The sequence below is a fragment of the Ferruginibacter paludis genome, assembly GCF_030409685.1.
Taxonomy (GTDB): domain Bacteria; phylum Bacteroidota; class Bacteroidia; order Chitinophagales; family Chitinophagaceae; genus Ferruginibacter; species Ferruginibacter paludis.
Genome location: NZ_JAUFQJ010000006.1, coordinates 509,712 through 532,500 on the forward strand (window position 1 = coordinate 509,712; position 22,789 = coordinate 532,500).

The following is a 22,789-nucleotide window of genomic DNA, read 5'->3' on the forward strand; positions in this document are numbered from 1 at the left end:
TCCAATAAAACTAAAATGGCAACCGCTCATGGTACCTGGCCGCAATGAGTATTTTTATTAGGTTGATTTTACATGTTTCAACCGCTTATATTTGCAATAAAAAAACTGCCATGATAAAAAAATTAAGCCTCGTAATGACGCTCTGTGCATTTGCTTTTTGTTCTTTCGCCCAGCAATTAAACACGCCACAGCCTTCAACAACCCAGGAGGTGAAGCAAAACTTCGGCCTGTCCAAAATTGAGTTATCTTATTCAAGACCGGGAATGAAAGGACGCAAGATTTTTGGTGACCTTGTTCCTTATGGAAAAGTATGGCGTACAGGTGCCAACAGTGCAACCACCCTTACTTTTGGCGATGACGTAACTATTGGCGGAAAAAAAATCCCTGCCGGTAAATATGGTTTATTAACCATCCCAAATGCAGGCGAATGGACCGTAATTATTACTAAACAAACTGATGTTACCAGTCCCGCCGCTTACAAGCAGGACCAGGATGTTGTGCGTGTAACAGCAAAGCCTGTTAACCTTGGCTTTCCGGTAGAAACATTTTCGATTTTGTTTGGAGATGTAACTGCCAACAGTTGCAATTTGCAGATTATTTGGGATGATATTGTAGTAGCTGTACCAATAACCACCGATGTGGATACTAAAGTTACTGCGCAGATTAAAGAGTTGATGGAAAAAGATAACCGCCCTTATTTTGCGGCCGCCATGTATTACATGGACAACGGTAAAGATCTTAACCAGGCACTGGCTTGGCTTGAAAAAGCAACTGCGCAAAACCCCGATGCATTTTATATGTTTTACCAGAAAGCCCGTGTGCTGGCGAAGCTCGGGAAAAAGCAGGAAGCTTTAGCGGTATCAAAAAAATCAATTGAATTGGCGCAAGCAGCAAAAAATGATGATTATGTAGCGCTTAATATGAAGCTGCAGAATGAGTTAAAATAAACCAGGAACCGGTAAAAAAAGGGATACGAAACTTTTTGGTATCCCTTTTTTTTGTGCTATTTCTGCCAAACAACCTTCTCACTCAGAGCTATTTTTCTGTGTCCCTCGTTATGCTCATTTGTTTTACCAAGAAAAAGAATGCCAAGGATATGATCCTGCTCATTCAGTTGAAAATAGTTCTTCATAGCAGGGTGCAATATCATACCACCGGTACTCCATAGTGTAGCTATATCCAAAGCTTGTGCTCCCAATAATATATTTTGTACAGCACAGGAAACGGCAGCCAGTTCTTCCATTGCAGGTATTTTTTCATTGCTCCGTTTCATTATGCAAACAATTAAATGCGATGATTTTTCACCATTGGCAATGATGCTATCAAACTTTCCCTGCATAAACTTTTCTGCCAGTGTAAACTGCTGATAAAGCAGCGCATGCTGCCTGCTAAAATCATTTACTTTTTTACCTGAATACACAACAAAACGCCATGGCTCAGAAAACGTGTGGGTAGGCGCCCAGTCTGCCAGTTCAAGCAGTTGTTCAATTTGCTCATCAGGAATTTTATTGCCATTAAACATGACTGGTTTTATGCTGCGCCGGTTTTTTATAATGGCCGACAAAGTAGAAAAATCGTTGTTCATACACTGGAGTTAAACTGCAAAGTAACATCAATGCGAGCCAATTGATTTAACGTTTAAGATTTTATTTACTGAACACTATTTCAGGCAACGAGCCACACCGCACTGGTGCACCATTTTGGCCGTATTTGTCTATCGATGAAAATGCCGCACTGCAATTGGAGCACTGCTGGCTTTTTAGCATTTGTTATCTAATCTTTGGCGACATAGGTAATTTTTAATTATTGTAATTGATAAATCATAGTATAAAAAAAGTGACCCGCATAAAGCAGGTCAACAATAAAATAATATATAAAATAACAATAGCGGTTTATTTACACCCTTACATATATCTTCTTCTTATCAAGGAAATAACCTACCAGCCAGCATACGAGCATCACACTGATGGCAAACAGTAAAGAACCAAAGTAATCTCCGGCATGTACATAAATCGTTTCGTATATCCATTTGTAGACAGATACTTTTGGTTGCACCGTGAATACATACAGCAGCGTTACTCCCAGTTCGCTCAGCAAATAAATAAATAAAGGATTACGGCCGAACACTTCGAAAAAATAAGTCCACCTGGTTTTGTGCAAAAAGTCGATAATATAAATGACAGCAGAAATAATAATACAATCGAGCCCTACGGTTAACAGCACAAAAGAGCCTGTCCATAATTTTTTATTAACCGGGAAAAAGTGATTCCAGGCCCAGGCCAACGCCATCAGGCTGGCACCTGCCAAAAGCAACTGCGCAAGCATCTCGTAGGTCTTTCCTTTACGCTGAATAAAACTTCCTACGGCAAAACCACCTATTACATTACCAACGGCAGACATAGTTCCCAGCAAGCCTTCAGGATCAAAAGCAACGCCTTCTCCATGGTATAAATGATCATTGCCCAGCAACCATTTATCCAGCAAAATGCCCGCATTTCCTTCCATACTGAAAGGGTCTCCCTGGCCATACAACAACAAAATAAACCAATACATTAAAAGCAGTGCCACCGCAACCAGCATGGTTAATTTAGGTTTTAAGAAATACAAAAGCAAGGCTGCAATACCATAGCACAGGGCAATGCGTTGCAATACACCGAACACTCTTGTATGGCTAAAAGGCGCCATCTCCCAATGGCCGGAAACTTGTTTTACAAAAGGAAACCAATACATCAGGTAACCAAGTAAAAAAATTATCAATGTTCTTTTTAAGATCTTCCATACCACTGCACCGGCAGGTAAATTATCCCAGCGTGGCATAACAAAGCTTAAGGCGTTTCCAACTGCAAATAAAAAAGACGGGAAGACAAGATCAGTGGGCGTGAAGCCATTCCAATGGGCGTGTTCCAATTCAGAGTAAGTAGTGAGGCCATTACCAGGCGTATTAACAATAATCATAAAACAAATCGTCATACCACGAAACACATCCAGTGCAGTAAATCTTTGTGATGCCATAAGCCGTCTATTTTTTTTAAAAGTATTGAAATATTTATTGAAACAACAATCGTATTTTTCTTAATGCATAGTAAACCTATATCAGTTAAGCTATTTATTTAATTATTAATTGCTATCAGGATAGAGAGCAAACACAATGCTGACTTGCAAATCAAAAATTTCAAAACTGTAAAACGAAAAGTAACCGCAACGTCGGGTAATGGCAAAAAAAATAGCAACCTGCGAACAGGTTGCTAATAGCATTTTAAAGGATAATGCAATCGTACTATATAATAAATGATTAACTAAACAGGCCGCCTTTTTTCAATTCACGCGTTCCTTCGCCAATCTTAAATCCGTTCTGATAAATCTGGATAGTATAGCTTCCTTTCTGGAAACTTTGTCCCGGAGCAAAAGCAAATTCTACATTCTTCTTTTTTGATGTTTCCAAATCAACAGGTAATTTAGCGGTGAAAGCTTTATCGCCATCTTCACGTGTTGTGAAAGTACCTGAACCTAATTTTTCTGCAGAAATTGGTTTTCCATCAGGTCCGATTACAACTACATAAACATCTGTCATTCCTGACTGAATAATGCGATTGTTTACGTCGAAAGAAATAACCAGTTTGTCAACACGCTTTGCGGTAGTAGTGATTTTTTCTTTACCATTCTTCTTAACATTAATCGCTGTAATAGCAATGTTGGAAGCGTTTAGCGTAGAAGCTACATCCACTTTCTTTTCAAGGTCCTGCTTAATTACAGTAGTAGTATTTAAGTCAGTAGTCAATTTTTCTTTGTCGGCTGTTAAAGCAACTTTATCAGCTGTCAAAGATTGATTCTCCTGGGTTAACTTAGCAATCTCTTCCTGCATGCCTGTGATTTTGCCATTTAAATCAGCAATCAAGGTTTTAGCCTTTGCCAATTCAGCAGCAGTAGCATTCTTTTTATTTAAAATACTGCGGATCTGGTTTTTTGTCTTTGCGATCTCGCTGGTTTTATCTTTTAATTTACTTTCTAATGAAGTATTAACGGTACCCAATGAATCAAGACGAGCCAGTGATCCGTCAAAGCTTTTCTGGATATCGCTTTTTTCATCTGAAACTTTAGCAATGGTAGTTTCCTGCTGGTGAATCACTTCACCTGTTTTGTTTTTATCTACTATTGCATAACCGCCGACGCCAACTAAAGCAACTGCTAAAGCAGCGATAATGCCGTTTTTGTAATTCGAACGCGGAGCCGAACTTGTTGTAGTGGCCGCTGGAAAATTTGAATCGCTCATGATATTAAGTTTTAAGTTATAAATAGTTATCAGCAACATCTGAAAGCAGGAAAGAATTAATTTTCAAGCAATTTTTTGATGTTTGACCGACATAAAACCATTATCATGCCAATTTTTTTTATTGAAAAAAAATTGTATTAGTAAACAGTATATTTTCTTGTAAAACAGCTGTAAAATGGGGCTAAATAAATTTTTAAAAAAGATTTTGCTGGCGAAATTCTGTAAAAGTAAAACACGAAAAAATTAAACAGCAGGCGCTGTCTGATTAGAAAAAATCCTTTTATTAAAAATAAAAATCTTTTTGACTGGCCGTATTAAAGACGCAGCGATGCATCTTTTTTTATTAAACCTAAAAATAGGATTGCCACACCAGTGCACAGGACCAGTGCCGCCATTAACAACATAATATTAATACCATCAACAGGTGTATAGCCAAGGGCTGCAACTCCCTGTACCATCAATAATATTTCATTGATAATTATGCCCGCAACAAAAATAAAAATGCCTGTAAATATTTTTTTTGTGAAAGGTATCAGCTCGAAAGAGATGATATAACCGATGATAAAAATGCTGGTGACACCCAATAAAACAAGGTGCAGATAACCAATAATAATCGGCCGGAAACCATATGAGAGTTGACTTAACGCGGGGTGAACCGAACCTGTTTGCAATACCAATTTGATTGAAAAGGCGATGGCTGACAGTAATAATAAAGTTCTCCCGTGCTTAGAAAAATGTGTTTGAATGAATGCCTTCTGTTGTAATAGTACTTTTATCATAATCCCCCATCCTATTAATTGTGCTGCTACCGCTATAACAATAATACAATACACTACAAAAGGAAAAGGAAGCCATAAAGCTGATAAAAAATAGGCAGGGGGGCAAGCGAGGCAAAATAACCAAAACACTTTTTTCAACTGACCAGCTATTGCCGGCACTTGCTCCAACTTTGTGAAGAGCAAACCCATGCCTGCAAAAAAGAACCAGCCATTGTATTGAAAATGTAAAAAGAAATAGATGGCAGCCAGGTATAAATTCTGCACCATCATTTTAGTGGCCATCATGTAAGCGAGGCTAAAGGCGCCTGCAGAAGATAACACGCTAAAAATAAGCGCCGCCTTAAACCAGTAATGGCTGACATTTTTTTCTTTTAGTTTAGCAAGATCTTTAAAGTAATATACCGCAAAAAAATACGACACAAATATAGACAGCGTTGAAAAGGTGATAGAGAAAAATGCATAGCCCTGGAAAATAAAACTGATCAGCATGCCGTAAGCGGTGATGCAATTGGCATACAATAACCAGCGGTATCTTTTTAACATGGCCTCACCATTTTTTACTGCGAGGTAATGCACCAGCAACACCATCAGGGTTTGTGTTATCCATCCTGAAAAAGCGAAATGCGAATGGCTGTGCAGTAAAAATTTTTGCTGAACAAAGGGAAGATAAAACGCGATCTTATACCGGAGAATTACGCCAAGCGTAGCAACGAGCAATAAATTAAAAAAGGAAACGGAAAGCCACCTGCGCAAAAAATGATTCATGAAAACTTTTTGGCAAAATAACCGCAACAAATTTTATGCGGTTATGCGTTGAATCATATCCTTGCAATACACTTTACCGCGACTGATCACCAGGTCGCCTTTTTCATGCATGGTACGCATGGTGCGGATGACGGTCTCAACTCTAAGCCCGGTCATGTCTGCAATTTGCTGACGGGTTAAATTTAACTGGTTGCAGTCGCCGCAAAAATTTTTCTTTTCTGATTTTAACTGGTTTAGTAAAGTAGCGATCATTTCTTCCGGGCAATGTGCCGCAAAAGATTTTATAACCGCAAATTTATACCGCAGTCTTTTCGAAAGCATTTGTGTAAAAGCGAAATGAATGGCAGGATTATCCTGCATCAATTGCAGGAAGATTGGCTTATGCAACCGGATGATCAGGCTATCTTCGTCGGCTACAGCAGTAGCTGCAAACGGTCCGTCATCAAATAAAGGGAACTCACCAAAAGATTCGCCTGGCTCAACTATTGCGTGAATACAATTTTTTCCCTCATCATCAATGTTCACCCATTTTACTTTTCCCGTTACGAGCTGGTAATAAAAAGAACAGGGTTGTCCTTCTTTAAAAATAATTTCTCCGGTGCTAACTTTCTTATAAGCGGCACCCCAGGCGAGCAATAGGTCGATGTCAATCATGATAAAAGGTTACTGGTAAAAGTATGGCCAAAAATAGCCAGTACAGAAAGTTGAAGAGCTGATGATAATCGGATAATTACATGATCTTAATCATATTTAAAGGTCATTTTTGAACTCTTTCAGGGATTTTCATATTATATAAATCACTCCTTTTCCGCCACAGTACTGGATTCTGCCGGGTGCTTGAAAGTTGGATTTTGTATGCTGCACGATGAGCTATTTTTCGAATATGACTTCACGCATAAAAACACATTTTATCCGGTGGTAATCTTGTGCAATCAAATTTCAATTTCAAAAATAAATCAACATGAAAAAACTGATTGTACTTAGCCTGGCAGTTGCCTTAATAGCTTCCTGCGGACAAAATAAAAGTACGGATAACAGCATTGCAGATGCAGGCAGTAAAGCAGCCACAACCGACGCGGCAACAACAGACGCAAATCCTTCTTACGATCCGCACAGGGGTGAAGGCAAATTTACAAAAGTAGAACTGGCAGCAACGCTTGATGCAGCCAAAGCAGACGGCGGCAAAAAAGTATATGATGTAAAATGTGGCGCCTGCCATAAACTAACTGATGAAAAACTGGTTGGCCCTGGCTGGTCTGGTGTTACTTCAAGACATGCACCTGAGTGGATCATGAACTTTATTACCAATACGGATGCAATGATTAACAAAGATCCCAAAGCACAGGCGCAGTTAGAAATATGCCTGGTGCGTATGCCCAATCAAAACCTTACAGATGATGATGCAAGAAACCTGCTGGAATTCATGCGTAAAAATGACGGCGTAAAATAATCTACCTACAATGTCCCGTTTTTATCCAATGCCTAAACTATCAAACAATTTAAATTCTACAATAATGAAATCAATGAAACAATATGCATTTGCTGTGGCTGCACTTGCATTAATTTTGGGGATGCAATCCTGCAAGCCGAAAAGTGCCGGCTCGGCTGTAAGTGGCGATGCCGCCGCCAAAGTATATGTTGCACCAGGCAAATATGATGAGTTCTACAATTTTGTTTCAGGCGGCTTTAGCGGACAAATGAGCGTGTATGGCATACCAAGCGGAAGGCTGTTGAAAGTTGTGCCGATCTTTTCCGTAAATCCTGAAAATGGCTATGGCTATTCAGAAGAAACAAAGCCTATGCTAAACACCTCACACGGTTTTATTCCATGGGATGACCAGCATCACCTTGATCTTTCTCAAACGGATGGCAACATTGATGGCCGCTGGATTTTTGCCAACGCCAACAATACACCCCGTGTTGCAAGGGTTGATCTCTCTACTTTTCACACGGCTGAAATCATCGAATTACCCAACAGCGGCGGCAACCACTCCTCGCCTTTTATTACAGAAAATACAGAGTATGTAGTAGCAGGCACCAGGTTTAGCGTACCACCGGATGATAAAAATGGAGACGTTCCTATCAACACTTATAAACAAAATTTTAAAGGCACCATCAGTTTCATTAGTGTTGGCAAAGAAGACGGTAAAATGGACATCGCTTTTCAATTACAATGCCCTGGTGTAAACTTTGATTTGAGCCATGCTGGTAAAGGAAAATCTCACGGCTGGTTCTTCTTTAGTTGCTACAACACAGAGCAGGCAAACACCCTGCTGGAAGTAAATGCATCCAAGCGTGATAAGGATTTTATCATGGCTGTTAACTGGAAAAAAGCGGAAGAATATTTAAAAGCCGGCAAAGGAAAAAAACAGGCAGTTAAATATGCGCACAACGTGTACAACGAAAAAACACATACGGCAACTTCTGAAATAAGAACCGAAGTAACCGTACTGGATACAAAAGAACTGAAAGACATTTGTTACTTTATCCCCTGCCCTAAATCGCCGCATGGTTGCGATGTTGACCCGACTGGCGAATACATCGTAGGCAGTGGTAAACTGGCTGCTTTAATTCCCGTTTTTAGTTTTGATAAAATTCAAAAAGCCATTGCTGATAAAGCATACGAAGGCGATTATGATGGCATACCTGTTATTAAATACGAAGCCGCTTTGTATGGTGAAGTAAAGAAACCTGGTCTTGGCCCTTTACACACAGAGTTTGACGGAAAAGGCAATGCCATTACATCTTTCTTTGTAAGTTCTGAAATTGTAAAATGGAATATTAAAGATTTGAAAGTACTGGACAGGGCTCCTACTTACTATTCTGTTGGTCACTTATGCATACCTGGTGGTGATACAAAAACACCGAATGCAAAATATGTAATTGCTTATAATAAAATCACCAAAGACCGTTACCTGCCAACAGGTCCGGAACTGGCTCAGAGCGCACAACTGTATGATATCAGTGGTGATAAAATGCAATTGATTTTAGACTTCCCAACCATTGGTGAACCGCACTATGCACAAGCTGTCGCAGCAAGTGTTATCCGCGACCGTTCTGTTAAATTCTTTAAGATTGAAGACAATGCAAACGCATTTGTAAGCAAAGGTGAAGGAACAACTAAAGTTATAAGAACCGGAAATAAAGTTGATGTTTATATGACCGCTATCCGTTCGCACCTTACACCGGATAATATTGAAGGTATAAGGATGGGCGATGATGTATATTTTCATGTAACTAACATTGAACAGGATTGGGATGTGCCGCATGGCTTTGCCATAAAAGGCGCCACCACGGGAGAATTGCTGATTATGCCAGGCGAAACTGCCACTTTAAAATGGACACCGGACAGAGTAGGCATATTCCCTTTCTATTGCACCGATTTCTGTAGTGCATTGCACCAGGAAATGTCAGGTTATGCAAGGGTATCTCCTGCCGGAAGCACAGTTCCATTAACATTCAGCACAGGAACCAATCAGCCTAAAGCCGACAGTACTGCCGCTGGCACTAAATAATATTGGAGACGAGTTGTTTAAAAGTTTACACTGGTAAAAAGGTGTAAACTTTTAAATTACTTCTTTCTTTATTTCAATTTTTTGATATGAAAAATAACAGGGTTTCAGGCATCACAAGGATACTACTTGCTGTATGCGGTCTTGGTTTATTAATCGTTTTATTTGTGCCGATGTGGCGCATAGAATTAGCAGCGCCACAATATCCTGAAGGTTTAATGATGTTTATTTATGCAAACAAATTAGGTGGCAATGTTGATATCATCAACGGCTTGAATCATTACATCGGCATGAAAACTTTACATGCAAATGACTTTGCAGAATTTAAAATTTTACCTGGCCTCATCATATTTTACGCGTTGCTTTTTATAGCTACCGCCGTCATCGCCAAAAAGAAATGGCTGAATTTATCAGCAATATTATTTGTTCTTTTTGGGATTGTTGCGATGGTTGATTTCTGGCGCTGGGAATACGATTACGGGCATAATTTAAATCCAGATGCAGCCATTATTGTACCGGGCATGGCTTACCAGCCTCCGCTGATTGGCTTTAAACAATTATTAAATTTTGGAGCTTACTCAATGCCCGATGTTGGCGGCTGGATATTTGTCGCAGTCGGCGTTATCCTCCTGGGCCTGGTAGTATATGAATGGAAATGGCATCCCAAATCTGCTGTACAACTAGCTCCTTCCATGATGGTTCTGCTGACACTGCTTTCTGTAAGCTTAAGCAGCTGCAGTACACAGCCACAGGCGCTTCGCATTGGTAAAGATAATTGCGCATTTTGTAAAATGCCCATTAGCGACAATCGTTTTGGCGCAGAAATAATTACTAAAAAAAGTAAGATCTATACATTTGATGATCCACATTGTATCCTTTCTTTTTTGAAAGCCAACACAGTTGCGAAGATGGATATTGCAGGCATTTATTACGCCAACTTTGCTGAACCACACCAGCTGATCAATGCCTCAAAAGCATACTTTTTTAAAAGTCCCGATTTAAAAAGTCCTATGAATGGCAATGTAGCTTCCTTTGATACAGAAGAAAATTTGAATAAAGTATTACCACAATTTAATGGCGTTAAAATATCCCGTGAGGAAATGCAATAATGAAATTATACCTGCTCATATTATTTGTGGTGGTTTGTGCGCCTGCTTCATCAAAAACCATTAAGGCTGGTGCGAACGAAAAATATACAACAATCGCATCGGCTATAAACGCCGCAGTTACCGGAGATACCGTTTTGGTAGCAGCAGGAAATTATAAAGAGCATAACCTGGTGATCAGGACAACTATTGTCTTAAAAGGAATCAATTACCCGGTACTGAATGGTGAAAAAAAATATGAACTTATTTCCATCAAGGCAGACGGGGTCGTCGTGGATGGCTTCAAAATAATACATTCAGGGGTTTCAAGCCTGGAAGATATCAGTGGTATAAAAGTATACGACAGCAGGAATATAGCTATCCGTAACAACATACTGGAAGACACTTTTTTCGGCATTTATATTCAGAATGGTTTTAATTGTAGCATTGAAAATAACCAGCTTACTGCCAACAACAAAGAAGAGCAACAAAGTGCCAACGGCATCCATTGCTGGAAGTGCGACAGCATGCGCATTATCAACAATAAAGTAACCGGTCACCGGGACGGCATCTATTTTGAGTTTGTAAAAAATTCCATCATCTGGCGCAATGTTTCAACCAACAATATGCGCTATGGTTTACACTTTATGTTCAGTAACGACGACACTTATGTGAGCAATGTATTTGCCAACAACGGTTCCGGCGTATCGGTGATGTTCAGCAACCGCATTAAAATGTTCAGCAACTATTTTGAAGAAAATTGGGGCGATGCATCACATGGTATTTTGTTGAAAGAGATATCCGACGGTTATATGCAGGGCAACCATTTTAACAGAAATACAAGTGCCATTTTTATGGAAGGCGCCAACCGTATTTACATGACTTATAACAGTTTTGAAAACAACGGCTGGGCGTTAAAAATCCAGGCAAGTTGTGTGGATGTGGTGCTGGAAAAAAACAATTTTACCGGTAATACTTTTGATGTGGGCACCAACGGCTCGCTGGTGTTGAATAAATTCAATAACAATTACTGGGATAAATATGAAGGCTATGATTTGAACAAAGACAAGATTGGTGACGTACCTTACCGGCCCGTAAGCATGTACTCAATGATTGTTGAAAAATATCCGCCGGCCATGATTTTGTTCAGAAGTTTTATCACGTCACTGCTGGATAAAACGGAAAAGATTTTACCAAGCCTGACGCCGGAAAATTTAAAGGACACTGCTCCTTTGATGAAGAAAGCGTTTTAGGTTGTGAATGGTGAGTGGTGAATCGTCAATCGGCAATAGTCAATGGTGAGTAGTAAGTGGTCAATAGTGAGTAAAGAGCCCATCAACTACTCAACGCTCACTACTCACCACTCACAAACGTCGCTCAATAAAGATTAAAAAGTACAAGAGTGCGACGCCAATGAAGTTTAATAGCAGCACTCAAGTCGGGCCAATAAAAAAAAGATTATGATTATTGCAAGCAATGTTACCAAACAGTTTGGCAAATTAAAAGCACTGGACAATGTATCTACCATTTGTAACAAAGGGGAATGCATTGCGTTGATTGGCCCCAATGGCAGCGGTAAAACAACGCTGATAAAATCCATCCTGGGTATGGTGGTGCCGGATAGCGGCTTCATCACTTTTAAGGATAAAAATATTTTGCATCACTGGCAGTACCGCGATGAGATTGGTTATATGCCGCAGATTGGACGATACCCCGATAACATGACCATTGGCCACGTGCTGAACATGATGAAGGATATCCGGAATAAGAAAACATCGCTGGATGAAGACCTGATTAAATCATTTTCATTGCAGGGTTTATTGAATAAAAGAATGCGCACTTTGTCGGGCGGTACCAGGCAGAAGGTAAGTGCTGCACTCGCATTTTTGTTTGACCCCGCGGTACTTATTTTAGACGAACCTACGGCGGGCCTTGATCCTGTATCATCTGAAATACTAAAAGATAAAATCATTGCAGAAAAAGAAAAAGGAAAATTGGTTTTAATTACCTCTCATATTTTAAGTGAACTGGATGACTTGGTGACAAGAATTATATACATGCAGGATGGAAAATTATTGTTTCATAAAAGTATTGATGATTTAAGAGCAGATACCGGTGAAGACAAACTTTCAAAAGCCATTGCAAGGGTAATGACAAAATAATCGTTATGAAAAAAATTGTAAAATATGTAATCACGGATATACTGCGCAATAAAATTGTGCTGGTGTATACGTTGTTTTTGCTGGCTGCTTCTTTTAGTGTGTTCAGCCTGGAAGACAACAGCAGCAAGGGTTTGCTGAGCCTGCTTAATATTATACTGATTGTGGTGCCGTTGGTGAGTATTATTTTCGCTACCATTTATGTGTACAACAGTGCGGAGTTTATTGAGTTGCTGGTAAGTCAACCTCTCAAAAGAAAAACGATCTGGCTGAGTTTATTTACAGGTTTGGCAACTTCACTTTCCATTGCATTTTTTATTGGTGCAGGCATACCTGTTTTAATTTACCAGGCCAATATGGTTGGTTTAACCATGATACTGACCGGTGTTTTGCTGAGCATTATTTTTGTTGCCATTGCCATGCTGGCCACCGTAAAAACCAGGGACAAGGCAAAAGGAATTGGAGCCGCAATTATGCTGTGGCTGTATTTTTCTTTATTGTTTGATGGCTTTGTATTGTTCCTGCTGTTTCAGTTTGCAGACTACCCAATGGAAAAACCAATGATTGCAGTAAGTGCTTTTAACCCGATTGATCTGAGCCGGATACTGATATTGCTGCAACTGGATGTATCTGCCATGATGGGCTATACCGGCGCCGTGTTCAAAGATTTTTTTGGCACCTACATTGGTATTGCTTTTTCATTTTCCGCCTTGTTTTTATGGATTGCATTACCTGTTTGGTATGCTACAAGAAAATTCAACACTAAAGATTTATAATTATGAAAAGGCATCCATCATTAGCGCATTTATCGAGGGATCACCATGGAGCCCTTTTACTGGCAAGGCTGTTGCAAAAAAATGCACCGGTCTACAATGGCCTGCCAGCTGACGTTGCGGGCAAAGCGGCTTATGCATTAGAAGTATACAAAGAAGAACTGGCACCACATTTTGCTGCCGAGGAACATATTTTACAATGGGTAACGGGCATCAACGGTCAGCTGGATTTGCTGGTGCAAACCATCTACAGGGAACACCAGGAACTGCACCAGTTGTTCAGCAATTTTCCAGCTGAGCCAGCATTGGAAAACCATTTGGATACAACCGGGAAAGCGTTGGAGATTCATATCCGAAAAGAAGAACGGGAGCTTTTTCCGCTGATGCAGGAATGGTGTAATGAAGCTACAATGGATAAGATCAACAGCTATTTATCACCACAAGAAAACTAGTATGAAAAAAGATATTGCGGGCAGACCGGATATTGAATTATTAGTAAATACTTTTTACGAAAAAATAGCAGCCGATCAGCAGCTCGGATATATTTTTAATGATGTAGCCAAAGTGAACTGGCAACGGCATTTACCGGTGATGTACGACTTTTGGGAAAACATTATTTTATTTACCGGCAGCTACCAGGGCAACCCTATGAACCTGCACCAGCACCTGCACCATATCGCACCGTTAGATGCATCGCATTTTGAACAGTGGAACAAATTATTTATCGCAACTGTGAACGAACTGTTTAAAGGAAAAAATGCAGAGCTGGCTAAACAAAAAGCCTTGAGCATTTCCACCATCATCAAAGAAAAAATTTCATTCAGCCGCAGGGATAATGAGCGCAGTTATTAATTCCATCTTCGTAGATCACTGAATATTTCAACAGTTTTTCATCTATTTATTTTATCAATCTTTTTCATTTGCCAGCCACAAAAAAGGCACTCCATTTTGGAAGTGCCTTTTTGATTGCAGTATGCTTTGTATTATTTCTTAAATCTTCAGACCTTGCTATTTTGCTGCCGGTGGCGGTAATAAAACTCCATCAATCACATGGATGATTCCGTTAGATGCTGGTATAGAGGCAATGATTGTTGCCGTGCCGTTCACCATCCATTTGCCATCTTTTTTTGTAAGAGTGACGTTGCCGCCATTCACCTGTCCTATTACCTCGCCTTCTGTAAAACTTTCTGGTTTAAATACGCCGACAGAAACATGGTATTGCAAAATGTCGGTCAGGTCATCTTTCTTTTCTGGTTTTAATAATCCCTCAACAGTGCCTGCGGGTAGTTTATTAAAAGCCTCGTTGGTGGGTGCGAATACAGTGAATGGACCAGCATTACTCAATGCGTCCACTAAGCTTGCAGCCTGTATGGCAGTTACCAGTGTTGTATGGTCTTTGCTGCCAATGGCTATCTGTACCACATTTTTTTGTGACTGCTCATCCTTTACACCTGACTGACCTGCTTTTGTTTCTGCTGGTGTAGCTGCGGCGGTGTCTGCTGGCTTTTGTTCGGTACCGTTGTTACAGCTTATAAAAAAACAACAGGCGATAATTGCTGATAAAATCCTTTGCATAAAATGATATTTTGAGTGATAAAATTTACACAAAATAGCCTGCAAAAAATGGTGCTTTTATGATTACAATCACAATGCAAAAATTGTCCTTACTTTTTTACCCCGGAGCATTTTTATGTGCCTTTTGGTGGATAAGCGCATGATAGGGCATACCTGTACTTGTACCTTTAGAGATAAAGCGTTTATAGTATTAAAATTTCAGGAATATAGTTTGCCCTCAATCAGATTATTGCTGAATAAGTTTGAATAAAAAACGGGTTACCACCTGGCCGCAAAAAAAATCACTGCAGGCAGGCGATAATTTTTCTTACTTCTTCTTCATCGGCTATGTACACGTTTCCAAAATCTGTTACCAGCGGATTGGCGAACTGCATGGGGTTGGTGGTTGCTTTTCTTGCAGAACCGTGAAATTCCCTGGCGCCGCATTCTTGCATTAATTGAGTGATGTTGGAAGATTTTATTCCGGCCCCGGGCATGATGATAATTCTGTTGCCCGCCTGTTGTACCAGTTTGCTTAAAATAGCGCCAGCTTCGGGTGCGCCTGATTGCTGGCCGGATGTCAGTATTCTTTCGCAACCCGTGCTGATGATATCTTCCAGTGCCCTGAACGGATCTGGCGTTGCATCAAATGCACGGTTACAGGTAACCCCCATGGGGTGTGCCCATTCAACTATTTGCTTCAATCTGTCGGTATCAATTTCTCCATCAATTTTTTGCACACCAACAGAGATGCCATCACAACCCAGTTCCTTACACATCAATATATCCTGGTGAATAATTTCAAACTCATCTTCATCATACAGATAGTTACCTGACCTTGGACGGATGATCGGATATAATAATATAGATATCTTTTCTCTCGTTTGTTTGATGGCACCGTAACTTGGCGTGGTGCCCCCTTCTACCGGGTTATCACACAATTCAACCCTTGCTGCGCCTGCATTTTCTGCAATGATAGCCGATTGAATATTAAAAGCACAAACTTCAAAAATAGCTTTTGGAGTCATAATATGTTGAGGTATTAAAATGTTATATTAATAAATGCTGGGGGCCGTATAAATTTTTTCTTCCTTGTTGCTTTTTACGGCGTAAGTAAATCCCTTCTGTAAACAATATGCACCGAATTCGCCCTTTTTATTCATGGCTAAAAAACCTACCTGTACATCTTTAGCCTTTTTAGGATTGCGTTTTATAATGCGCTCGCAGCCTTCTTTACAGGCAGCTTCGGGGCTTAACCCCTGCCGCATTAATTCTACTATTAAATGGCCGCCTACAATGCGTATTACTTCTTCTCCCACACCAGTAGCAGTGGCGCCGCCTACTTCATTGTCCACATACAAACCTGCACCAATTACGGGAGAATCTCCTACCCTGCCATGAATTTTATAAGCCATGCCACTGGTTGTGCATGCGCCGCCTAAATTACCTGCTGCATCTATTGCCAGCATACCAATGGTATCATGATTTTTAATTCCGCCAGGCATGGGGTCTTTGCTTTTATCGTATAACTGATTCTCGATATTTTTAACCGGTTCGTATTTGGCTGTCTTCAACCACTCCTTCCAATCATGTTCACTTTTTGCTGTTAACAGGTTTTCTTTTTTAAAACCGTTGGCCAGTGCAAACTGCAATGCACCATCTCCTGCTAAAATAATGTGCGGTGTTTTTTCCATCACCATCCTCGCTACAGAAATGGGATGCATGATGTGTTCCAACGCCATTACCGATCCACAATTATAAAATTCATCCATAATGCAGGCATCCAATGTAACTTTCCCATCCCTGTCGGGCAACCCACCATAACCAATGCTTTGATTACTTTCATCGGCCTCTGGTATACGGACACCCGCTTCCACCGCATCTACTGCCCTTCCGCCTTTTTTCAATACTTCCCATGCACCTGCATTGGCGGCTTTGCCAAAATCCCAGGTGGAGATAACTATGGGTTCATTTAAAACCGGCTGATGCAGCACCGGCTTCGCTGCCATTAATTTTTCGCCGGTTAAAACTGCGGCGGACCCCATCAATGAACTCTGTAAAAATTTTCTGCGTGTAGACATATAAAACTTTTGTTGCTTGAAGTGCTAAATTAAGGATTAACAACGTTACTGACCTTTTTGTACAATGGATTATTTTACTTTTGAACTGGATTTAATTATTACAACATTATACGTTTTGCAAAAATGGATATGTATGTGCAGCACATACTAATCAGCATAATTAGCCGGCATATGTAATACATAATATTCCGCAAGTATCGGGTTTCAGGGTGTATAAAAGCCGGTTAGTTTTGTAACCTAAATTAAAACTAATGTCAACACAGGAAAATATAAATTATAATCGCATTGCTGAAGCGATTGAATACATCAACACGTATTTTAAAGAGCAGCCAGACCTGGACGAGGTAGCGGCTCATGTACATGTAAGCCCTTTTCATTTTCAACGCCTGTTTACAGATTGGGCAGGTGTTAGTCCGAAAAAATTTTTACAATATATCAGTGTTAAACATGCCAGGCAGGTATTAAAAAATAATGGATCAACGCTGATGGATGCTGCATTTGAAACAGGGCTTTCGGGCACCGGCAGACTGCATGATCTTTTTATAAAAATAGAAGGCATGACTCCCGGCGAATATAAAAATGGCGGTGAAAACATTGCCATCAATTATAGTTATGCTGAAAGTCCGTTCGGTAATATTTTGGTAGCATCTACCGGAAAAGGTATTTGCCACATGGCTTTTGCTGAGGATGAACAAGCAGCATTGACTCTTTTAAAATCGCAGTTTCCCAATGCGCAACTCCGGCAAATGACGGATTTGATACAACAAAATGCGCTGTATATTTTTAAGCACGACTGGAGTAAATTAAGCCATATAAAACTACATTTAAAGGGAACTAATTTTCAATTAAAAGTTTGGGAAGCGTTGCTAAAAATTCCCGCAGGACAGTTATCCACGTATGGAAATGTGGCGGCCATTATCGATAAGCCAAAGGCGTCAAGAGCAGTAGGCACGGCCATTGGCAGTAACCCGGTTGCCTTTTTGATTCCTTGTCACCGGGTTATTCAATCAACTGGGCTTACCGGTGGTTACATGTGGGGAAGCACGAGGAAGACCGCCATCATTGGCTGGGAGGCTGCAAGGACACTACAGGAAAATTAATGTGCACATTTCAACAAATAATTCAACAAAACGGCCATTATTCATGTTTTATCATGCAACTATCAGCACGAAGGAATTGCATCAAAGAATAAAAAACAAGGCAATTTGTTTTGGTGGAAATAATCGACTTAAAATTTATAGAACACTACAGTGCCTGTCCGGTAAAAGATTAACCAAAATAAACCGTGTTTTTTTCAGTTCGGAAGAGGAAGCGATTCAGCAACAGTACAGGCCTTGCGGGCATTGTATGAAAGCTGCTTATAAAAAATGGAAAGATGGACTTATTTAATACAGAAAAGATCAGCAATATTTTGCCTTATGATGGCATAGTAAATTATTATGGAAAAGTGCTGAAGCTTTCAGAAGCAAAACATTTCTACGATTGCCTGCTGCAAACCATCGAATGGAAAAATGATGAGGCGATTATTTTTGGCAAACACATCGTCACAAAAAGAAAAGCTGCCTGGTATGGAGATAGCAATTATGCTTATACTTATTCCGGTACCACAAAGCAAGCGCTGGTATGGACAAAGGAATTACTCGAATTAAAAAAAATCACTCAACAGCATACCGGCGAAACCTTTAACAGTTGTCTGCTGAATTTGTACCATGATGGCAACGAAGGCATGAGCTGGCACAGTGACGATGAAACATCGCTCGGAATAAATACAGCTATTGCATCCATAAGCTTTGGTGCCGAAAGAAAATTTTCTTTTAAACATAAAAAAAGCAAGCAGACTTTTTCCGTAATGCTTGAGACCGGCAGCCTGCTTTTAATGAAGGGGGCTACGCAAAGCCACTGGCTGCATGCCTTACCAAAAACAAGCATAATTAAGAAAGCGAGAATCAATCTGACATTCAGAACAATCGTGTTGTAATCCTATTACCAATTCCACTGGCACTATCCACAATCTTTTTCCTGCTGTATGGAAATAATATACCCTTTACGAAATTTCAGTAAAGCTGAAAGAGTAAAATGTTCTACATCTGTAGTATTTAAATCATCGTACAATTTTCGTTTCACCAGCCATATCGGCCTTTCACGTAATTATCGCTTCAATCCTTACTTTTTATTAACAGTTTTCAAAAGCGGAATAATTTTTATACTGGTTCAGGTTAAGCCGGATCGATTGAAACAAACCAAATAGCATCAAACTTAACTGGCAATATGACAAATACTAAACCTTTAAAAATCACCAGTAATGCATTCAGGGATGGCGGCGATATTCCCGCTATGTATACATGCGATGGTGAAGAAGTGAACCCGCCTTTAATCATAGAAAACATTCCATTCGGCACTCAATCGCTGGCCATTATAGTAGAAGATCCGGATGCACCCAACGGCGTATTTGATCATTGGATAGTATGGAATATACCGCCGGAAAGAATCGTGGAAGAAGACAGGATACCCGGCATCAGCGGAAGAAATGGTGCAGGCAAAACGGGCTACCATGGCCCTTGTCCGCCATCCGGCACACACCGGTACTTCTTTTATGTGTTCGCTCTGGACCGCAGTCTTGACCTGTCTATAGGCGCTGATAAAAGAAAACTGCAGGAAGCCATGCGCCCGTATATACTGGCGCAGGGAACCCTGATGGGCAGGTATACCAAACGGGAGCAACCGCCTGCATACTAAAAAAAAACAGCAGCTGCATTTGCATTTAAGCAAGTCAACTGCTGTTATTATACACTACAACAAACTATCTTTTTACCTGTATATTTCTTATTACAGGGGTATTATCCTGCTGGGTTAATTTTAAGATATACGAACCTGCTGACAGCCGATTCAAATCAAGAATTTGTGTTTGCGGTGCATCACTAACCTGCTTGCTTAACACCCGTTCGCCTAATTGATTAAATAATTCAATTTTTACGGTCTGGTGAATCCAGCTGTCTGATAAAGTAATTTTCAGTTGGGATTGTACCGGGTTTGGATAGGTTAACACTGTACCGGTTGCCTCAAACGAAACCTGCTTCACCTGGCTGTATTGCACACTCTCATTTATGCTAACCAATTTAAGCCGGTAGTAATTTTTGCCCGCTGCGGGAAGTGCATCAGTAAAACTGTAATTGTTAACCATGCTGCTGTTTGGTGTTACATTTATTCTTTGCAGCAGCTCAAAATGCACACCATCGGAAGAACGCTCTACCTCCATATAACCTGTATTTACCTGCTCACCGGTAACCCATTTTAATGAGGTTGTTTTTTGATTTTTACTTGCCGTAAAGTCCAACAAAGTAATTGGTAACGTGATACTCCAGTTTAACGTAAAAGTTGCCGGGCTTTGATCTCCCTGCCCTGCGGCATCTATTGCGCCATAGGTAAAAGAAGTACTCAGTATTCCATCCAGCGGATCTATCGTTAACAACGCCGGAGTAAAATTGCTGATAGTTTGTCCAGTTGTAACTGCAACAGCGTTATAGGAAAGCGTGGCCCCGGCAGGCAGTGTATTGATCATAAATGTACTGCCTGTTCCAAGCACCCCTTCTTCAGGATCGGTACCGGTAAGGCTTGGTACGGTATAACTGGTACCAGGCGTATTGGATGCGTATGTCTTTAATTTAGGAGTTGTGTTTGGCAGTTGTTCAATTCCAAAATTGGCGTTCGATTTTACGGCAGATGCATTGGCTATTGTAATGCCTGACAATATCCCGTTTTCAGTTCCGTCGTTTCCGGCTCCGGTTCCTAAAAATTCACCGGTATTAATCCAGCCGGAAGGTAAAGAGGGTGCAGGTGCTGCCGTGCCCGGGGTACCTTCCGCATCGCTCAGGATGATACTATATTGGGCCGGATAAGCTGATGGCAGTAAATCCTGAAAGGTGTAGATTCCATCGGATGCGACCGGACTGCTTAAGACAACATTTCCTCCGCCATCTACCAGGTTGGCAAATAATTGTCCGGAGATATTGGTTCCTGTACCGTCAATTGTATTTACCGGGGTACCCAATAAACCGTTAGCGTCATGAAATATAGTCCCCGTAATAACCGGTGTACTCATTGAAACACCCAGTAACCACCTGTCGCCGCCCCATTCAGTTGCCTTGCTCCAGGTACTTCCGTTTCCATCACCCCGCAGATAAACTTTAAAAGCCAGTGTTGTTATACCTGTTCCGGTTACCCTCACACTGCCACTTGCGGCGCCGGTTGTAGCAGCGCTGCTTCCTGAAACAGCGGAAATAGACGTAGCACTGTTCAGGATTTTATTTGCTGTTACATTAAAGACACCTGTTCCGGATAATTTATTTAGCGTTACACCAGTTGTTTGCAATTCAAATTCTGTTGAGAAACCAAGCGTTCCTTCTGTACCTCCTAAACCGGCAAGGTGGAGCACCGGGTTATCAACAGCACGGCTGAAGGTTAAGGTAAGTGTGCTGTAATAGTACCGGGCATTGGTAACACTCGATGATGCATACAAAGGTTCAATTGTGGTAAAACAGGTAAACCCATAATTGTTAGCAGTATCTATACCTGTACCTGCAGTACCAAAAGGGCTGGACGTAAATAAGGCTGCAGCAGGTGCAGACTTACTTCCAAGATTGTCGAAAATATCCGCAGCCAATGCTGTTTTTGCTGAAGCATTTAGTTGAGCACCGAAGCATGATCCGGTTCCGGTTGTGATACCTGTAACGGAGGTGTATTGCTGATCGGACCACGCAGCGCTGACAGTAATGGCTGGTGCATAGGCAACAAAGGTGGCGCCTGTAGTATTTTTCAACAATTGCGCCGATTGACTGGCAACGGACGGTCCCAATGGAGGCGAAGGATAACTGGCTGCATCGAATTCCAATTGTGTTTGCGCATCAGCAGCACTAATTTGCAGCGTTGCAAACATGGCAATGCACCAATATTTTAAGGGTTTACACATAGATAGAGAATTTTACAATTATGGATTGTGGATAACTAACGCATATTGTAGTTGTTTTATTACATTATTATAATAATAAAGCCATGCAGAAGCGAATTCCATCGAGCCGGGGATGCTTTTTCTTAAAACTTGCCGCGACAATTAAAAAAGGCATGGTTTAAAATAGGCCATAAAAGTTTATATGATTAGAGGTGAGGTTATCACGAAATGGCAAAAATCGTTTATGAAAAAGTTCCGGGAAGGTGGAAGAATAAAACCTGTTTAAGCTGAAGATTCGGCCAGCTCCATTAAATTATTGCTGGGATAAGGCAACAACTGAGCGGATTGTAACAAGGAGGGTTGTTAAGGCTCTGCCCAGCCGTGGGTGATCAACCAGTTGTACTTAGCTGTATTATTTTATTAAAATACAGGTGCGATAAAAACAATACGCTTAAATAACCAATGGTGTTACCACCACTTGTAGCGGATCTTATAATGTACTATTGTTGCGAAGATAAATAAAATGCCACGCCGGCATAGCCCCACTCTTTCATTACCCGTGGAATGGCGGGCACAAGAAATGCGTTTGGAAATCATAAATGCATATAGCAAATTACACTGCTCTTTCATTTGGCACTAAAGGTTTGGCCAGATATCAAAAGAGGTAAAAGGCATCACTGATAAAATGCTAAGCAAAAAAATTAAAAGACCTTAAGTTAACCAAACTCGTTAAATGAACCTTTGACGACAGCTTTCTACCCACAGCTGAGTATTCCATTACACCGCACGGCAAATCGCTGGAAAAAGTAATTGATGAATTCAGGCTTTGGGGATTACAGCACCGAAAAAAAATCGGAAAATAATAT

The 22,789-nt window shown here is 40.6% G+C and carries 23 protein-coding genes; 14 read left to right on the forward strand and 9 right to left on the reverse strand.

Features of this window, described 5'->3' with window-relative positions:
• Positions 1 to 110 precede the first annotated feature (110 nt).
• Entirely contained in the window at positions 111 to 947 is an 837-nt protein-coding gene (locus QWZ08_RS12665; RefSeq protein WP_290337788.1) for a DUF2911 domain-containing protein, read from the forward strand.
• Between the two features lie 56 nt (positions 948 to 1,003).
• Here the strand turns inward: QWZ08_RS12665 and QWZ08_RS12670 are convergent, their stop codons facing one another.
• From QWZ08_RS12670 to QWZ08_RS12690, 5 genes are all read right to left on the reverse strand, one after another.
• On the reverse strand, positions 1,004 to 1,585 hold the full coding sequence (locus QWZ08_RS12670; protein ID WP_290337789.1) for a nitroreductase family protein: 582 nt from the start codon (positions 1,583 to 1,585) through the stop codon (positions 1,004 to 1,006).
• A gap of 311 nt (positions 1,586 to 1,896) precedes the next feature.
• Entirely contained in the window at positions 1,897 to 3,012 is a 1,116-nt protein-coding gene (locus QWZ08_RS12675; RefSeq protein WP_290337790.1) for an acyltransferase family protein, read from the reverse strand.
• 280 nt (positions 3,013 to 3,292) lie between these two features.
• Positions 3,293 to 4,270: a DUF8428 domain-containing protein gene (locus QWZ08_RS12680; protein ID WP_290337791.1), complete on the reverse strand. Its 978-nt coding sequence runs from the start codon at positions 4,268 to 4,270 to the stop codon at positions 3,293 to 3,295.
• Positions 4,271 to 4,584: 314 nt separating this feature from the next.
• Positions 4,585 to 5,814: a hypothetical protein gene (locus QWZ08_RS12685; protein ID WP_290337792.1), complete on the reverse strand. Its 1,230-nt coding sequence runs from the start codon at positions 5,812 to 5,814 to the stop codon at positions 4,585 to 4,587.
• Positions 5,815 to 5,847: 33 nt separating this feature from the next.
• The gene (locus QWZ08_RS12690) at positions 5,848 to 6,468 is read right to left on the reverse strand and encodes a Crp/Fnr family transcriptional regulator (protein WP_290337793.1); all 621 of its coding nucleotides are present in this window, start codon (positions 6,466 to 6,468) and stop codon (positions 5,848 to 5,850) included.
• Positions 6,469 to 6,775: 307 nt separating this feature from the next.
• On the opposite strand from QWZ08_RS12690, the gene QWZ08_RS12695 reads away from it, so the two are divergent.
• The 8 genes from QWZ08_RS12695 (at position 6,776) to QWZ08_RS12730 (ending at position 14,195) form a co-directional block, all read left to right on the forward strand.
• Positions 6,776 to 7,264 (forward strand): c-type cytochrome, encoded by a 489-nt coding sequence (locus tag QWZ08_RS12695; RefSeq protein ID WP_290337794.1) that lies wholly within the window; start codon positions 6,776 to 6,778, stop codon positions 7,262 to 7,264.
• 64 nt (positions 7,265 to 7,328) lie between these two features.
• On the forward strand, positions 7,329 to 9,329 hold the full coding sequence (gene nosZ / locus QWZ08_RS12700) for a Sec-dependent nitrous-oxide reductase (protein ID WP_290337795.1): 2,001 nt from the start codon (positions 7,329 to 7,331) through the stop codon (positions 9,327 to 9,329).
• Between the two features lie 86 nt (positions 9,330 to 9,415).
• Complete coding sequence (locus QWZ08_RS12705) at positions 9,416 to 10,435, forward strand: nitrous oxide reductase accessory protein NosL (RefSeq protein WP_290337796.1); 1,020 nt, start codon at positions 9,416 to 9,418, stop codon at positions 10,433 to 10,435.
• Positions 10,435 to 11,664 carry a nitrous oxide reductase family maturation protein NosD gene (gene nosD, locus QWZ08_RS12710; RefSeq protein WP_290337797.1) on the forward strand — a complete coding sequence of 410 codons (1,230 nt, stop codon included), beginning with the start codon at positions 10,435 to 10,437 and terminating at the stop codon, positions 11,662 to 11,664. The genes QWZ08_RS12705 and nosD overlap by 1 nt, the downstream gene beginning before the upstream one ends.
• Before the next feature lie 207 nt (positions 11,665 to 11,871).
• A complete protein-coding gene (locus tag QWZ08_RS12715; RefSeq protein WP_290337798.1) occupies positions 11,872 to 12,573 on the forward strand; it encodes an ABC transporter ATP-binding protein in 702 nt (233 codons plus the stop codon).
• Between the two features lie 5 nt (positions 12,574 to 12,578).
• Positions 12,579 to 13,346, forward strand: a complete 768-nt coding sequence (locus QWZ08_RS12720; protein ID WP_290337799.1) for an ABC transporter permease subunit — start codon at positions 12,579 to 12,581, stop codon at positions 13,344 to 13,346.
• A 2-nt stretch (positions 13,347 to 13,348) separates the two neighbouring features.
• On the forward strand, positions 13,349 to 13,795 hold the full coding sequence (locus tag QWZ08_RS12725) for a hemerythrin domain-containing protein (RefSeq protein WP_290337800.1): 447 nt from the start codon (positions 13,349 to 13,351) through the stop codon (positions 13,793 to 13,795).
• Position 13,796: 1 nt separating this feature from the next.
• Entirely contained in the window at positions 13,797 to 14,195 is a 399-nt protein-coding gene (locus QWZ08_RS12730; RefSeq protein WP_290337801.1) for a group III truncated hemoglobin, read from the forward strand.
• A gap of 156 nt (positions 14,196 to 14,351) precedes the next feature.
• Here the strand turns inward: QWZ08_RS12730 and QWZ08_RS12735 are convergent, their stop codons facing one another.
• The 3 genes from QWZ08_RS12735 to QWZ08_RS12745 form a co-directional block, all read right to left on the reverse strand.
• Positions 14,352 to 14,918 (reverse strand): fasciclin domain-containing protein, encoded by a 567-nt coding sequence (locus QWZ08_RS12735; RefSeq protein ID WP_290337802.1) that lies wholly within the window; start codon positions 14,916 to 14,918, stop codon positions 14,352 to 14,354.
• 281 nt (positions 14,919 to 15,199) lie between these two features.
• Positions 15,200 to 15,925 carry a copper homeostasis protein CutC gene (locus QWZ08_RS12740; protein ID WP_290337803.1) on the reverse strand — a complete coding sequence of 242 codons (726 nt, stop codon included), beginning with the start codon at positions 15,923 to 15,925 and terminating at the stop codon, positions 15,200 to 15,202.
• Positions 15,926 to 15,952: 27 nt separating this feature from the next.
• Positions 15,953 to 16,978 carry a glycosylasparaginase gene (locus QWZ08_RS12745; protein WP_290337804.1) on the reverse strand — a complete coding sequence of 342 codons (1,026 nt, stop codon included), beginning with the start codon at positions 16,976 to 16,978 and terminating at the stop codon, positions 15,953 to 15,955.
• A 251-nt stretch (positions 16,979 to 17,229) separates the two neighbouring features.
• Between QWZ08_RS12745 and QWZ08_RS12750 the strand changes: the two genes are divergently transcribed.
• From QWZ08_RS12750 to QWZ08_RS12765, 4 genes are all read left to right on the forward strand, one after another.
• Entirely contained in the window at positions 17,230 to 18,078 is an 849-nt protein-coding gene (locus QWZ08_RS12750) for a methylated-DNA--[protein]-cysteine S-methyltransferase (protein ID WP_290337805.1), read from the forward strand.
• Positions 18,079 to 18,121: 43 nt separating this feature from the next.
• Complete coding sequence (locus QWZ08_RS12755) at positions 18,122 to 18,367, forward strand: Ada metal-binding domain-containing protein (RefSeq protein WP_290337806.1); 246 nt, start codon at positions 18,122 to 18,124, stop codon at positions 18,365 to 18,367.
• A complete protein-coding gene (locus QWZ08_RS12760) occupies positions 18,354 to 18,956 on the forward strand; it encodes an alpha-ketoglutarate-dependent dioxygenase AlkB family protein (protein ID WP_290337807.1) in 603 nt (200 codons plus the stop codon). Before QWZ08_RS12755 ends, QWZ08_RS12760 begins: the two co-directional genes overlap by 14 nt.
• 290 nt (positions 18,957 to 19,246) lie before the next feature.
• Positions 19,247 to 19,714 (forward strand): YbhB/YbcL family Raf kinase inhibitor-like protein, encoded by a 468-nt coding sequence (locus QWZ08_RS12765; RefSeq protein ID WP_290337808.1) that lies wholly within the window; start codon positions 19,247 to 19,249, stop codon positions 19,712 to 19,714.
• Between the two features lie 64 nt (positions 19,715 to 19,778).
• Here the strand turns inward: QWZ08_RS12765 and QWZ08_RS12770 are convergent, their stop codons facing one another.
• Complete coding sequence (locus QWZ08_RS12770) at positions 19,779 to 21,944, reverse strand: T9SS type A sorting domain-containing protein (RefSeq protein ID WP_290337809.1); 2,166 nt, start codon at positions 21,942 to 21,944, stop codon at positions 19,779 to 19,781.
• Positions 21,945 to 22,720: 776 nt separating this feature from the next.
• Here QWZ08_RS12770 and QWZ08_RS28205 point away from each other — a divergent pair.
• Positions 22,721 to 22,786 (forward strand): hypothetical protein, encoded by a 66-nt coding sequence (locus tag QWZ08_RS28205; RefSeq protein WP_353960487.1) that lies wholly within the window; start codon positions 22,721 to 22,723, stop codon positions 22,784 to 22,786.
• Positions 22,787 to 22,789 lie beyond the last annotated feature (3 nt).

Coding starts and splice junctions, on each gene's coding strand:
- QWZ08_RS12665 (WP_290337788.1), top strand. CDS start 111: ATGATAAAAAAATTAAGCCTCGTAATGACGCTCTGTGCATTTGCTTTT.
- QWZ08_RS12670 (WP_290337789.1), bottom strand. CDS start 1,585: ATGAACAACGATTTTTCTACTTTGTCGGCCATTATAAAAAACCGGCGC.
- QWZ08_RS12675 (WP_290337790.1), bottom strand. CDS start 3,012: ATGGCATCACAAAGATTTACTGCACTGGATGTGTTTCGTGGTATGACG.
- QWZ08_RS12680 (WP_290337791.1), bottom strand. CDS start 4,270: ATGAGCGATTCAAATTTTCCAGCGGCCACTACAACAAGTTCGGCTCCG.
- QWZ08_RS12685 (WP_290337792.1), bottom strand. CDS start 5,814: ATGAATCATTTTTTGCGCAGGTGGCTTTCCGTTTCCTTTTTTAATTTA.
- QWZ08_RS12690 (WP_290337793.1), bottom strand. CDS start 6,468: ATGATTGACATCGACCTATTGCTCGCCTGGGGTGCCGCTTATAAGAAA.
- QWZ08_RS12695 (WP_290337794.1), top strand. CDS start 6,776: ATGAAAAAACTGATTGTACTTAGCCTGGCAGTTGCCTTAATAGCTTCC.
- nosZ (WP_290337795.1), top strand. CDS start 7,329: ATGAAATCAATGAAACAATATGCATTTGCTGTGGCTGCACTTGCATTA.
- QWZ08_RS12705 (WP_290337796.1), top strand. CDS start 9,416: ATGAAAAATAACAGGGTTTCAGGCATCACAAGGATACTACTTGCTGTA.
- nosD (WP_290337797.1), top strand. CDS start 10,435: ATGAAATTATACCTGCTCATATTATTTGTGGTGGTTTGTGCGCCTGCT.
- QWZ08_RS12715 (WP_290337798.1), top strand. CDS start 11,872: ATGATTATTGCAAGCAATGTTACCAAACAGTTTGGCAAATTAAAAGCA.
- QWZ08_RS12720 (WP_290337799.1), top strand. CDS start 12,579: ATGAAAAAAATTGTAAAATATGTAATCACGGATATACTGCGCAATAAA.
- QWZ08_RS12725 (WP_290337800.1), top strand. CDS start 13,349: ATGAAAAGGCATCCATCATTAGCGCATTTATCGAGGGATCACCATGGA.
- QWZ08_RS12730 (WP_290337801.1), top strand. CDS start 13,797: ATGAAAAAAGATATTGCGGGCAGACCGGATATTGAATTATTAGTAAAT.
- QWZ08_RS12735 (WP_290337802.1), bottom strand. CDS start 14,918: ATGCAAAGGATTTTATCAGCAATTATCGCCTGTTGTTTTTTTATAAGC.
- QWZ08_RS12740 (WP_290337803.1), bottom strand. CDS start 15,925: ATGACTCCAAAAGCTATTTTTGAAGTTTGTGCTTTTAATATTCAATCG.
- QWZ08_RS12745 (WP_290337804.1), bottom strand. CDS start 16,978: ATGTCTACACGCAGAAAATTTTTACAGAGTTCATTGATGGGGTCCGCC.
- QWZ08_RS12750 (WP_290337805.1), top strand. CDS start 17,230: ATGTCAACACAGGAAAATATAAATTATAATCGCATTGCTGAAGCGATT.
- QWZ08_RS12755 (WP_290337806.1), top strand. CDS start 18,122: ATGTTTTATCATGCAACTATCAGCACGAAGGAATTGCATCAAAGAATA.
- QWZ08_RS12760 (WP_290337807.1), top strand. CDS start 18,354: ATGGACTTATTTAATACAGAAAAGATCAGCAATATTTTGCCTTATGAT.
- QWZ08_RS12765 (WP_290337808.1), top strand. CDS start 19,247: ATGACAAATACTAAACCTTTAAAAATCACCAGTAATGCATTCAGGGAT.
- QWZ08_RS12770 (WP_290337809.1), bottom strand. CDS start 21,944: ATGTGTAAACCCTTAAAATATTGGTGCATTGCCATGTTTGCAACGCTG.